The organism is Salmonella sp. SAL00653, from assembly GCF_046552515.1.
GTDB lineage: Bacteria > Pseudomonadota > Gammaproteobacteria > Enterobacterales > Enterobacteriaceae > Salmonella > Salmonella enterica.
Genome location: NZ_JBGDTY010000024.1, coordinates 31,290 through 44,908, shown reverse-complemented (window position 1 = coordinate 44,908; position 13,619 = coordinate 31,290). Strand labels below are relative to the sequence as shown.

At 50.4% G+C, this 13,619-nt stretch carries 9 protein-coding genes and 1 pseudogene; 4 read left to right on the top strand and 6 right to left on the bottom strand.

All coding sequences use genetic code 11. From position 1 onward, the window contains the following. Positions 1–75 precede the first annotated feature (75 nt). The 3 genes from ACLJRU_RS21915 to metJ form a co-directional block, all read right to left on the bottom strand. Complete coding sequence (locus ACLJRU_RS21915; RefSeq protein ID WP_000792788.1) at positions 76–738, bottom strand: TIGR02117 family protein; 663 nt, start codon at positions 736–738, stop codon at positions 76–78. A gap of 200 nt (positions 739–938) precedes the next feature. After that, positions 939–2,729, bottom strand: coding sequence for an aryl-sulfate sulfotransferase (locus ACLJRU_RS21910; RefSeq protein ID WP_001541254.1), 1,791 nt, complete (start codon positions 2,727–2,729; stop codon positions 939–941). A gap of 457 nt (positions 2,730–3,186) precedes the next feature. Next, positions 3,187–3,504: a met regulon transcriptional regulator MetJ gene (gene metJ / locus ACLJRU_RS21905; RefSeq protein ID WP_000852811.1), complete on the bottom strand. Its 318-nt coding sequence runs from the start codon at positions 3,502–3,504 to the stop codon at positions 3,187–3,189. Positions 3,505–3,768: 264 nt separating this feature from the next. Here metJ and metB point away from each other — a divergent pair, with 264 nt between their 5' ends. Beyond that, positions 3,769–4,929, top strand: a complete 1,161-nt coding sequence (metB, locus tag ACLJRU_RS21900) for a cystathionine gamma-synthase (RefSeq protein ID WP_000197217.1) — start codon at positions 3,769–3,771, stop codon at positions 4,927–4,929. Positions 4,930–4,931: 2 nt separating this feature from the next. Then, on the top strand, positions 4,932–7,364 hold the full coding sequence (locus ACLJRU_RS21895) for a bifunctional aspartate kinase/homoserine dehydrogenase II (protein WP_023235445.1): 2,433 nt from the start codon (positions 4,932–4,934) through the stop codon (positions 7,362–7,364). A 115-nt stretch (positions 7,365–7,479) separates the two neighbouring features. Here the strand turns inward: ACLJRU_RS21895 and mscS are convergent, their stop codons facing one another. From mscS to ACLJRU_RS21880, 3 genes and pseudogenes are all read right to left on the bottom strand, one after another. After that, positions 7,480–8,337, bottom strand: coding sequence for a small-conductance mechanosensitive channel MscS (gene mscS, locus ACLJRU_RS21890; protein WP_000398254.1), 858 nt, complete (start codon positions 8,335–8,337; stop codon positions 7,480–7,482). Between the two features lie 2 nt (positions 8,338–8,339). Next, positions 8,340–9,337, bottom strand: a pseudogene (locus ACLJRU_RS21885) (hypothetical protein). 234 nt (positions 9,338–9,571) lie between these two features. Continuing rightward, the gene (locus ACLJRU_RS21880) at positions 9,572–10,696 is read right to left on the bottom strand and encodes a hypothetical protein (protein WP_001541257.1); all 1,125 of its coding nucleotides are present in this window, start codon (positions 10,694–10,696) and stop codon (positions 9,572–9,574) included. Between the two features lie 135 nt (positions 10,697–10,831). Between ACLJRU_RS21880 and ACLJRU_RS21875 the strand changes: the two genes are divergently transcribed. Both ACLJRU_RS21875 and metF read left to right on the top strand, forming a co-directional pair. Then, a complete protein-coding gene (locus tag ACLJRU_RS21875; RefSeq protein WP_000865252.1) occupies positions 10,832–12,388 on the top strand; it encodes a bifunctional metallophosphatase/5'-nucleotidase in 1,557 nt (518 codons plus the stop codon). Positions 12,389–12,582: 194 nt separating this feature from the next. Further along, positions 12,583–13,473, top strand: a complete 891-nt coding sequence (gene metF / locus ACLJRU_RS21870) for a methylenetetrahydrofolate reductase (RefSeq protein WP_000007507.1) — start codon at positions 12,583–12,585, stop codon at positions 13,471–13,473. The last annotated feature ends 146 nt before the right edge of the window (positions 13,474–13,619 follow it).

The window sequence follows — 13,619 nt, the reverse complement described above, 5'->3', positions numbered from 1 at the left end:
AAATACAAAACGCCCGATGATGTTCATCAGGCGTTTTACAGACAAAAAACTGTCAACCTATATCAGGACTAGTCACTAGGGATAACAGTATTTGTTCAGACACATTCTGTGATCCGTAATCGCTTTCATTACGCTTCCTGCCGTGAGTTTTAACGAAGGATTTATAGTCAGTCCCGCACTTTCCAGCCCCTTCGCTGTCCATTTATTGCAGGTATTGAGTATGCCGTAGCGGCCATTCGCGGCGTAAAACTGGCTATCGCCGTAAATTCCTTGTTTTAACGGAATCAGATTACCCCCTTCGTCACGCGCAAAGCTGCGGCCCAGATAGCGCATCAGACTGTTACGCTGGTTTGTGTGCAGGAGCAGTGATTTTATCTCGCTACCGACGAAATAGCGTTCTGGTTGACCGGAAAAGGCGACGATGTGCATAACCGCGCCGGATGACCAGAACATGGCCTGGAGCGTAAGCGCGGTGGTTATTTCTTGTGACTGATAAAAGCCCTTATCGCCCCAGCCGATTTCATACCACTGCGTCTCCTGAGCGAACCGCTTTTTAAGCTGTGGCAGAACGGTATTAACATCATGGGCCGGCGCAATAATTCCCGTGTGCCAGCCATGACTGACGATATAGATTTCCGTCGGGGAGGGCTGTCCGCCTGTCGTAGGTTTTACGGCTTGTGGAAAGGTTGTGCAGCCATATAGCAATAAACTTATCCAGGCGATAAAGAGATTTTTCATGACATATCACCAGCAAAGGCGCGGTATATTGTGGCGTTTGTCTAATGACGCTGCGCTTATCGGGTCGGTGCTGGATTGGTAATTCATTGATATTTTTGCATTCCTCTTCGAGGGCAATAAGGCGAATGTCATAACTACAATACGTTTTAACCATTCAGGCGGAAGTTGGCTTCCGCCTGTTTTACTTTTACTCTCACGCTTTATTTTTTAAACATCTGCTCTGGATCGATAATCAGCGCCCGATAACCCAGCATACCGGCACGGTTACTGTGTACTTTTAGCTCCAGCATCACATCCTGAGTACCGTCTTTGACTTCATCCAGAACGGAAACGATTGGATTTGTACCGCTCATTCCCGCTGTGGCCGAGTACATGAACATCGTTTTGGTTTCCGGGCGATATTCCGTGACGGAAGTAATGGCGCTGTACCAGTCAAAACCGCGCTCTTTACCATATTCCCACATTTGGGAAACCGTCATATTTTTTTCGTCAATCTGATATTCCACGCCGCGGGAATATTTCATTGACGGCATGGCCGGTTGTTCCATGCCGCGCGCATCGCCGTTATCAAAGGCGGTCACGACGGTTTTACCTCCGGTGCTTTTGGATGGCACTAACCAACCGGTATGTTGTGTCCATGTCCAGTCAAATCCACTGTCGCAGTGGTGCGCTTCGCAGGTTAGCGGTTTACCGTTGCTGTCTACGGGTTTCAGCACTTTTTTCGCCAGTTCGCCTTTCCAGCCGGATGGATCGGAAAGTATCCATTTCACTTTTTTATCGCGGCCAATTTTGATGATGGCAGACTGGTGGCGCGAGCTAATGATAATGCTGTCGTCGCGAGGATCGTAGCTGACGGAGTTAACATGCGCCCAGTTGCGGCCCGGGCCGGAGCCCGCGATATCGCCGAAGGGTTGTTTTGCAAGCTGCTCTTTGGTCATGACCTGACCGGAATGTTCGGCATCGACGCTCAAACATACCGCTCCCTGATCCATCGCCAGAATAACGTCGTCACGATAGGGGGCGAGGATTTTTGGCAGATCCCAGTAATCGACGGTATCGCCGTTCTGGTCAACTTCAAGAATATGATCACGCACAGTATTGATGGTGTATTTACCATTTAATGGATAATTTTCTTTTGCGACACGCAGCAGGTAGGTGCCTTTCGGCGTTTCGGTAATGGCGTGCGAAAAATCAATAAATCCTTTTGGCAGTCGTTTATCGGAAATAACGCGGCCTAAGAAATCATATTTAAAGTAACGTTGACCCTGGCCAAAAATAAGATTGCCATCGTTAACCTGATGGAAGCTCATCATGGAACCAAAGCGCGTTATATCATCCTGGTTACGGAATTTATCAATATTCATATAGCCGCGAACATCGCCATTCGTATCGCTAATCCAGTTGATACCGGTATAATCCCAGTTCGTCGCGCCGCCTGCGACATGCATAATGTGGCCGGCTCTTGGCATCCCCGTTATATGGTTAAAAAGATATAAGCGATTTTTAAGCGAGCTATCGACTTTAACCGGTTCTACCGTAGGAAGAACGGCAGTTTGCCCGGTAGTAGAGGGTAATGATACCGGTGCGGCGTAAATGGACCACGTATAAGTTTGTTTTTTACCTTCTTCAGTCCAGTCAACTTTAACTTTATTGACATAATCTGGATACAAGCCAAATACAGGTATGCCGTCATGGGTATTTATAGCCTGCGGGCCGACATCATAACTGATCGGGATACCTTTTTCCCCTTTCCCTAAAACGGTAACCTTCACGTTCTGTACATTATGATTGGCTTTATTAATGATTGCTGTTAATGGGAAAACGCCGCCGTAGGGGGCGACATCGACCATACCTAATGGCCCTTCATGGACTGGAATGACATCTGCTGATGCGACCATTGGCCTGTTTGGGTCTAAAACGCCTGAGGCCAAAACGCTGCCGCTCAAACACAGGCAGCATAATACAGGTAAGACTTTCCTTGTAAATAACATATTTATTTCCCCATTCGATATTATCGATAAAATGAATGTATATTAACCTTCTTATTTATCGGAGATGAAAAAACATTTAAGAAAGTAAAATAATCCGCGGAGGGGAATAATGATGTTGGTCACAAATATGAGGTGTCCATGGTCTTTTTAACAATACTCATCGTTATACTATTTGTTCAGTAAATATATGGCGGTGTATTATTATTCATGTACGCTTTGCTACGTGAAACTTTAAATAAAGATTGGAAGTTTAAATATAATAAAATTATATCGGTTATGGCATGTCGGGAATTTTTTTCAGGAAAATAACGAAGAGAAACCTTATTATGTCTGACAAATTTATCCACCGAGGGCTATTCGGGAAGATGAACGTTTAGAAAAATGTCGGAGATAGCCGTGTACAGGGGGAATCGTTAAAAAAGCGCGGCCAGAGGCGTTCTGACCGCATGCTTTGCTATCAGTATTCCCACGTTTCCGGGTCAATCCCCATCTCACGCATGATCTCTTTTGCCGCTTCCGGGATTTCATCGCTGCGCTCTTTTCGCAGATCGGCATCATCCGGCAAGGGTTGCCCGGTAAAGGCGTGCAGAAATGCTTCACACAACAGCTCGCTGTTGGTGGCGTGGCGCAGGTTGTTCACCTGACGACGCGTACGTTCATCGGTGAGGATTTTTAACACCTTCAGAGGAATGGAAACCGTAATTTTTTTGACTTGCTCACTCTTCTTACCGTGCTCAGCGTATGGGCTGATATATTCGCCGCTCCATTCAGCCATGAGATACTTAATCCTCTTCGTCATTAATATTGAGGTCTGAACCTGAGCCCGGACCATAATCGCGCGTAGTTTACCGTAGTGGCGCGGCCCTGACACGAAGTTAGCGGTCGCAGATGTGCGCTAATGCATATAATTTTAACGGCTATTTGCGGTTTGCTCAATCTATACGCAAAGAAGTTTAGGTGTCCAGATGTATTGACGTCTATTGTGGTAGTGGTTAATCTGTGGCCTGACTTTCACCGACTCAGCCAGGAGTATCTTCATATGACGCGTAAACAGGCCACTATCGCAGTGCGTAGCGGATTAAACGATGACGAACAATACGGCTGCGTTGTGCCGCCAATTCATCTCTCCAGTACCTATAACTTTACCGGTTTCAATGAGCCGCGCGCGCATGATTATTCCCGCCGCGGTAATCCCACGCGTGATGTGGTTCAGCGCGCATTAGCGGAACTGGAAGGCGGCGCGGGCGCGGTATTGACGAATACCGGCATGTCGGCGATTCATCTGGTCACCACCGTTTTCCTCAAGCCGGGCGATCTGCTGGTCGCGCCGCATGATTGCTATGGCGGCAGTTATCGTCTGTTTGACAGTCTGGCGACACGCGGCTGTTATCGTGTGCGGTTTGTCGATCAGGGCGATGAACGCGCCTTACAGGCGGCGCTGGAAGAAAAACCGAAGCTGGTACTGGTAGAAAGTCCAAGTAATCCATTGTTACGCGTGGTGGATATTGCGAAAATCTGTCGGCTGGCGCGCGAGGCGGGCGCAGTGAGCGTCGTTGATAACACGTTTTTAAGCCCGGCGCTGCAAAATCCGCTGGCGTTGGGTGCCGATCTGGTGTTGCATTCATGCACGAAATATCTCAACGGTCATTCGGATGTCGTGGCCGGCGTGGTGATTGCGAAAGATCCGGAAGTGGTCACTGAACTGGCGTGGTGGGCGAATAATATTGGCGTGACCGGCGGGGCGTTTGATAGCTATCTGCTGCTGCGCGGTTTGCGAACTCTGGTGCCGCGTATGGAGCTGGCGCAGCGCAACGCGCAGGCGATTGTGAAATATCTGCAAACCCAGCCGTTGGTGAAAAAACTGTATCATCCGTCGCTGCCGGAAAATCAGGGGCATGAAATTGCCGCGCGCCAGCAAAAAGGCTTTGGCGCAATGTTGAGTTTTGAACTGGATGGGGATGAGGAGACGCTGCGTCGTTTTCTGGGCGGGTTGTCGCTGTTTACGCTGGCGGAATCTTTAGGGGGAGTGGAAAGTTTGATCTCTCACGCCGCCACCATGACGCATGCCGGTATGTCGCCGCAGGCGCGTGCCTCCGCCGGGATCTCCGAAACGCTACTGCGTATCTCCACCGGTATTGAAGATGGCGAAGATTTAATTGCCGACCTGGAAAATGGCTTCCGGGCTGCAAACAAGGGGTAAACATGAGTGTGATTGCGCAGGCAGGGGCGAAAGGTCGTCAACTGCATAAATTTGGCGGCAGTAGTCTGGCGGATGTGAAGTGTTACCTGCGTGTCGCAGGCATTATGGCGGAGTATTCGCAGCCTGACGATATGATGGTAGTGTCCGCCGCAGGCAGTACCACCAACCAGTTGATTAGCTGGCTCAAGTTAAGCCAGACCGATCGCCTTTCTGCGCATCAGGTATTACAGACGTTACGCCGCTACCAGTGCGATCTGATTAGCGGGCTGCTTCCCGCCGACGCGGCAGATGACTTAACCAGCGCTTTTATCAGCGATCTGGAACGTCTTGCCGCCTTGCTCGACGGCGGCGTAACGGATGCCGTCTATGCTGAGATTGTCGGACACGGCGAAATTTGGTCGGCGAGATTGATGTCCGCCGTCCTGAATCAGCAGGGGCTGGATGCCGCCTGGCTGGACGCGCGCGCATTTTTACGCGCCGAACGCGCCGCACAGCCGCAGGTTGATGAAGGGCTATCTTATCCTTTATTGCAACAGCTACTGGCGCAGCATCCGGGCAAACGTCTGGTCGTGACCGGCTTTATCAGCCGCAATCATGACGGCGAAACGGTCCTGTTAGGCCGGAACGGTTCCGACTATTCCGCCACGCAAATCGGCGCGCTGGCGGGCGTTTCCCGCGTGACCATCTGGAGCGATGTCGCGGGCGTTTATAGTGCCGACCCGCGCAAAGTGAAAGATGCCTGCCTGCTGCCGTTGCTGCGTCTGGACGAAGCCAGCGAGCTGGCGCATCTGGCGGCGCCTGTTCTGCACGCCCGTACGCTACAGCCAGTGTCCGGCAGCGATATCGATTTGCAGTTGCGCTGTAGCTACACGCCGGATCAAGGGTCAACCCGAATTGAACGAGTGCTGGCTTCCGGGACGGGCGCGCGTATCGTGACCAGTCACGATGATATCTGTCTGATTGAGTTTCAGGTGCCCGCCAGCCAGGATTTCAGGCTGGCGCATAAAGAGCTCGACCAAATTTTAAAACGGGCGCAGGCGCGTCCGCTGGCAGTGGGCGTGCATCGCGATCGCCAGCTATTGCAGTTCTGCTATACCGCCGAGGTAGCGGATAGCGTACTGAAACTCCTCGACGATGTCGGGCTGCCGGGCGAATTGCGCCTGCGGCAGGGGCTGGCGCTGGTGGCGATGGTCGGTGCGGGCGTTACTCGCAATCCGCTACACTGCCATCGCTTCTGGCAGCAGCTTAAAGGTCAGCCAGTGGAATTTACCTGGCAGTCGGAGGAGGGCATCAGTCTGGTGGCGGTGCTGCGTACCGGCCCAACTGAGAGCCTGATTCAGGGGCTGCATCAGTCGATTTTCCGCGCCGAAAAACGCATTGGCCTGATGCTGTTCGGTAAGGGGAACATCGGCTCCCGTTGGCTGGAACTGTTTGCCCGTGAACAAAGCACGCTTTCCGCGCGTACTGGCTTTGAATTTGTGCTGGCGGGCGTGGTGGATAGCCGCCGTAGCCTGCTGAATTATGAAGGGCTGGATGCCAGCCGCGCGCTGGCATTCTTTGATGATGAAGCCGTTGAGCAGGACGAAGAGTCGCTATTCCTGTGGATGCGTGCGCATCCGTATGATGATTTAGTGGTGCTGGATGTGACAGCAAGCGAGCAACTGGCCGATCAGTATCTTGATTTCGCCAGCCACGGTTTTCATGTGATTAGCGCCAATAAACTGGCGGGCGCAAGCGCCAGCGATAAGTATCGCCAGATTCATGACGCGTTTGAAAAAACCGGGCGTTACTGGCTGTATAACGCCACCGTGGGCGCGGGGTTGCCGATCAACCACACGGTGCGGGATCTGATTGACAGCGGCGATACGATTCTCTCGATCAGCGGGATCTTCTCCGGGACGCTATCCTGGCTGTTCCTGCAATTTGACGGCACGGTGCCGTTTACCGATCTGGTGGATCAGGCCTGGCAGCAGGGGCTGACCGAACCCGATCCGCGCGTCGATCTTTCCGGAAAAGATGTCATGCGTAAGCTGGTGATTCTGGCGCGCGAGGCGGGATACGACATCGAGCCGGATCAGGTGCGTGTAGAATCGTTGGTGCCGGCGCACTGTGAAGAAGGGTCTATCGATCACTTTTTCGAAAACGGCGACGCGCTGAATGAACAGATGGTGCAGCGTCTGGAGGCAGCCCGCGAACTGGGGCTGGTGTTGCGTTACGTGGCGCGTTTCGACGCCAATGGCAAAGCGCGCGTCGGCGTTGAAGCGGTGCGTCCGGAACATCCGCTGGCGGCGCTGCTGCCGTGCGATAATGTCTTTGCTATTGAAAGCCGCTGGTATCGCGATAACCCGCTGGTGATCCGTGGGCCGGGCGCGGGCCGCGATGTGACCGCCGGGGCGATTCAGTCGGATATCAACCGCCTGGCGCAGTTGCTGTAATAAAGGCAAGTTCGTGAGCGAAGCGCCGGGTTGCGCTTCGCTCCCTCATCAATACGTTATGCAGTCATTCTGTAGATACTGATATACGAAGCGCCATCCGATTGCTGACGCAACATTATGGCGTGATGCTTTTTACATTCTCAACCCGGACATCCATCCGGGGGTAAGGAATATTGATGCCGTTTTCATCCATTGCTTCCTTGATATTTTCCAGAAGATCGTAGTAAGTACTCCAGTACTGAGCGTTGGGCACCCATACGCGAACATAGAAATTCAGGCTAGAGGGCGCAAGTTCGCCCAGGCGGACTGTAATATCGCGGGTTTTATCAATGCGATGATCTTGCTCAATAATACGATGTATCACGTTTTTTACGTCAGCAATACGGCTTTGGTAATCCACGCCAATAATCAGATCAATACGTCGATAGGGGTGTCGTGAATAGTTGATAATATTATCAGCAATAATTTTACCATTCGGGATGACAACTTCTTTGCTATCCGCAGTGAGCAGAGTGGTGGAGAAAATATGGACCTTTTCTACTGTGCCGATAACCAGGCCAATTTGTACAATTTCCCCGGCGCGGAAAGGGCGCAGGGAGACAAGCAGTACGCCTGCGGCAAAGTTGGAAAGTGACCCTTGCAACGCCAGGCCAATGGCTAAACCCGCCGCGCCGATAACGGCAATAATTGAGGAGGTTTCTATACCGACACGGCCAAGAGCGGCTACTGTCGTGAAAGCTATCGTGATGTAGCGAACCAGCGCGGAGAAAAAGTGGACAATAGTGGCATCCACTTGCCGCCTGAGAAGTAATTTTTCCAGCCCCCTCGATAGTAAGCGAGCTATTAACTTACCGATGAAAAGTAGAATGATGGCGGCAACAACATTCCAGCCAAAATGAATTACTGAGTCACTGTGCTCGGCCATCCATTTGATCGCGCCTTTAATTTTTGGAAATAACTCAAAACCTTCCATGTTTATCCTCTGTCAGCAGTATCCGCGGTATTAGCGGTAATAAAACGGTTCATTTTTGCCTGGATAATCGCCGCGCCGACGGGTGGCAGCAGTAACGCCCAGAATAGTGTCCAGCCGGTTCGTATTCCGCCATCTTCGTTTTTATTCGCCAGCAGAGCGCGGATTTCATCGCTAAGCGTCAGACACAATATGGCTGTGCCAAACGGCATAATGGCTGACAGCCATCCCGCGCCACATGCGGTCATGAGTCGGGGCGAAGGCGCCACAAATTGCATTTCCCGGTGAATTCTGAAGAACCAATAAATAATATAAAATGGAATGAAAAAGGCCAATAATGCGACGACAAGGGGTTCTGCGCACTCAGGTCGCTGGGTTGATGAGAACCTTTTGGGCGGTGCAATATAGAAAAGTTCTTTTTTGAGCGGTAATAGTAGCAAAAGCGCGATAACCGCTAAAGTAATTACGATTATTCCTATATAAGGAATTGAGTATATAAATATAGACAGATAGCCAGCGATGATAAATTTGAACAGTAAGCAGAGGCTAAATAAAATAACAAATGTCTGAGCACTGCCGATAGCGCTGAAAAGCAGCATGGGGACTAACAGCGTTATGATCCCCATACCCAGATTAATTAAAAACTGCGCTATGATAAGCCTGACTACGTCAGACGGGCCATTTATGCAGAAGGAACAGACCACGCCAATGATTAACAGGAGCGCAACAAAGTAGAAGGGGTAACATTTTTTATACGGCAGACAAACCAGCTGGCAACCATACCCAGGAGGTATCCCAGTTGGCCGCAAACGAGAATAACACCAATACGATCGGCTGGAATAGACAGTGATTTACTCCAAAAATAAACACCATACGACGATCCCAGCGAACTGATAAAAGAGAGCACCAAAAAGAAAAAAGTGATCCCCCAGAATCGATAGCTACTCAGGAGATCGGCGCAGGTCCATTTTTTATCTGACATTGACGGTAAAGTAATTTCCATATTTATCCCTTGTTTTCCATAGAAAATAAGAATGTATAGAACTATTTAAATTGATAATAAATATTGATTATGTGAATAACGTTTATAGCCAATTTTAACTTAAAACGAAGGGCCATTTTATCAAATAGTTCTATTCTTTTTCAGCGTATAAAAGTAGGATGTGAGGTGATTAAATCTATAGCGCCTTCTGAATGATAATCTGTGATTTTTTATGCGTGGCATTACATCATTGGGTTAAATGTGATTCCATTGTGAGTTATATTTTTCCGTCAGCAAATACAGAATTTGCGTGACGCGTTTGGCGGAATAGTGGGCGCTTTGCTGGAATTCAGGTTGTTGCCATAGCCAGGTAACAAAGCGGCGACTAGCCGCCAGATTAACGGCGACACCTTGTTCTAAGTGGGAACCGGTTAACGAACAGACCATTTTGCGGTTGTGACCTTGCCCCCAGAGCTGCCACTGATTTTGCCACCATCCCTGCCATGTTTTGCCTAACAGTTGCCACTCTGCGCGGCAATCGTCATCGTTTATCTCTTCCTCAACGAACCACAGCGAGGAGAGACGCTGGCGAAACCGCTCCGCCCATGCCGTAATGACCGCGCCGCGCAAAAAACACTCATGGGCAATGATGTGTGTCGTGACATCAGGAAAACGGTTTTTCAGCACCCGAAAATGACCATGCGCCGTAATGACCGGGCGAAGTATTGTTCCTTGCGCGTTACGTTTAAGCGCCGCCGGGCCATACTGAATCTCATCGAACTGACTGCGCTGTAAAAATTGCCGTTCTTTAATGGCGATACGGTGAATAATATCGCCCTTCTCGCCCTCGGGCGGCGCAATTCCTTTCCAGTGGTAATGCAAACTTTTTCCGGCAGACAGTAACGTGAAATTGCTGGAAAGGTGAAGAATATTGCCGCGAACAGCATCAAAACTGAATAAAAAGTACAATTGCTGGAGGGCATTCGCTCCCTGAAACGGTACGAGCAGCGGAATACTGCAAATCTGTTCCGGCGTTTCGGCGACATTCAGCGCGTGCTGTTTTGGCGTCCAGACTTTCTTACAGTACTGGCACTGAAGTCGCTGCGTTCCGCCGGGATTACGTCCATAACGAATCCATGTTTTTTGATAGCAGTCGGGGCAAAAGTGACCATGCTCTTTGGCATATTGCGCGATATAAGCAGACGCCCAGCGGCGAAATTCCCCCTTGTTGAAGAGCGGCGGATAACTGCCGCAGGCTCGACAATGCAATGCCGGATAACCCAGGCGATAGTCCGGCCACACATAATCCGGCGAGTCAGGCAGCCCAAGATTGCGACAACCAGCGCTTTTGCAGGCATTAATGGTGAACAGAGGCGGCATACATTTTACCAACGATTTTGGCAGGTCGTTGATTCTGCCTTCATAAAACGGTACGCGGGTGTGAGGACTCTCACATAAAAAAACCTTTCAGAACGTAACGTAGCGAATCTTTATATGACTGAAAGGGACTTATTTATGAAAGTAAAACTGCTTGCTGCCGGTATTTTGTTCACGCTGCCGTTCTGGGCCTGCGCCAAAGATGTCACCATTATTTACACCAACGATCTACACGCCCATGTGGAGCCTTATAAAGTGCCGTGGATTGCTGACGGTAAACGCGATATTGGCGGTTGGGCCAATATCACCACGCTGGTGAAGCAGGAAAAAGCCAAAAATAAGGCGACGTGGTTTTTTGATGCCGGAGATTACTTTACCGGACCGTATATCAGCAGCCTGACGAAGGGTAAAGCGATTATCGATATTTTGAATACCATGCAGTATGACGCTGCCACTATCGGTAATCATGAGTTCGATCATGGCTGGGACAATACATTGTTGCAACTGAGCCGGGCAAAATTCCCTATCGTGCAGGGCAATATTTTTTATGAGGACAGCAGTAAATCCTTCTGGGATAAGCCGTACACCATTGTTGAAAAAGATGGCGTCAAGATTGGCGTAATCGGCTTACACGGTGTCTTTGCTTTTAATGATACGGTTTCTGCCGCGACGCGCGTGGGCATTGAGGCACGCGATGAAATTAAGTGGCTGCAACGTTACATTGATGAACTTAAAGGTAAAGTCGATCTGACCGTCGCGCTGATTCACGAAGGCACCCCGGCCCGCCAGTCCAGCATGGGAAATACCGATGTGCGACGCGCGCTGGATAAAGATATTCAGACCGCAAGTCAGGTAAAAGGGCTGGATATTTTGATTACCGGCCACGCGCATGTCGGTACGCCGGAACCGATTAAAGTCGGTAATACGCTGATCCTCTCAACGGACAGCGGCGGTATTGATGTGGGTAAACTGGTGCTGGATTACAAAGAGAAACCACACCACTTTACGGTGAAGAACTTCGAGCTGAAGACCATTTTTGCTGATGAGTGGAAGCCCGATCCGCAAACGAAACAGGTGATCGACGGCTGGAACAAAAAGCTCGATAAAGTCGTGCAGCAAACGGTGGCCCAGTCGCCGGTCGAGTTAACGCGCGCGTATGGCGAATCGTCGTCGCTGGGGAATCTGGCGGCGGATGCGCTGCTTTTTACGGCGGGGAAAGACACCCAGTTAGCGCTTACTAACTCTGGCGGTATCCGCAACGAAATCCCGGCTGGCGCGGTGACGATGGGGGCGGTAATCAGTACCTTCCCGTTCCCTAATGAACTGGTCACGATGGATTTAACCGGTAAACAATTGCGCAGCCTGATGGAGCATGGCGCTGGATTAAGCAACGGCGTATTGCAGGTGTCTAAAGGGCTGGAGATGAAGTATGACAGCAGCAAACCTGTCGGCCAGCGGGTTACCGTGCTGACGCTCAATGGCAAGCCGATTGACGATGCTACGGTTTATCACATCGCTACCAACAGCTTCCTTGCCGACGGCGGTGATGGTTTTGCGGCATTCACGGAAGGCCAGGCGCGGAATACCTCCGGCGGCTACTATGTGTCGAATGCGATAGTTGATTACTTTAAGGCGGGCAACACCATCACGGATGAGCAGCTCAAAGGAATGCGCGTTGCGGATGTGAAGAAGTAATTTCCCCTGCCGCGGCGCGTTCAGTGCCGCGGCGTGACATGAAGAAAATTCATCTTTGCTGAATATTCCTCATTCTTTGGCGTGATTTTTCAGTTGACGTCCTCCCGCTTTTCCGTCATTTTTACATCTGGACGTCTAAACGGATAGATGTTTACAACACAACAAATAATAACATGCGATTGATGAGGTAAGGTATGAGCTTTTTTCACGCCAACCAGCGGGAAGCCCTGAATCAGAGCCTGGCGGAAGTACAGGGTCAGATTAACGTTTCGTTTGAATTTTTCCCGCCGCGCACCAGTGAAATGGAGCAAACCCTGTGGAACTCCATCGATCGCCTGAGCAGTCTGAAACCGAAGTTTGTTTCGGTAACGTATGGCGCCAACTCCGGGGAACGCGACCGCACCCATAGCGTTATTAAAGGCATCAAAGAGCGTACTGGGCTTGAGGCCGCGCCGCACCTTACCTGTATTGACGCCACGCGCGATGAACTGCGCACCATCGCCCGCGACTACTGGAATAACGGTATCCGCCACATTGTCGCTTTGCGCGGCGATTTGCCGCCGGGCAGCGGTAAGCCGGAGATGTACGCCGCCGATCTGGTTGGTTTGCTCAAAGAGGTGGCCGATTTCGATATTTCAGTAGCGGCCTATCCGGAGGTACATCCGGAAGCGAAAAGCGCGCAGGCCGATCTGCTTAATCTGAAGCGTAAAGTGGATGCTGGCGCTAACCGCGCGATAACCCAATTTTTCTTCGATGTGGAAAGCTACCTGCGTTTTCGCGACCGCTGTGTTTCCGCCGGTATCGACGTAGAAATTATTCCCGGCATTTTACCGGTGTCTAACTTTAAACAGGCGAAAAAATTTGCCGATATGACCAATGTCCGCATTCCGTCCTGGATGTCACTGATGTTTGAGGGGCTGGATGATGACGCAGAAACCCGCAAGCTGGTGGGCGCTAACATTGCGATGGACATGGTGAAAATTTTAAGTCGCGAAGGAGTGAAGGATTTCCACTTCTACACGTTGAATCGTGCGGAAATGAGTTATGCCATTTGCCACACGCTGGGCGTAAGACCGGGTTTATAACCTCCAGCTCCCTGCCGGGAGCTTTATTACACCTCATATTGATCTACATCTCTGTAACTAAAAATATAAAAGGTATTAGCTATTGAATCTGTGGATTAATTCAACTATATCTATTTGCTCCTGGTGTATATCGTAACGGTAACACT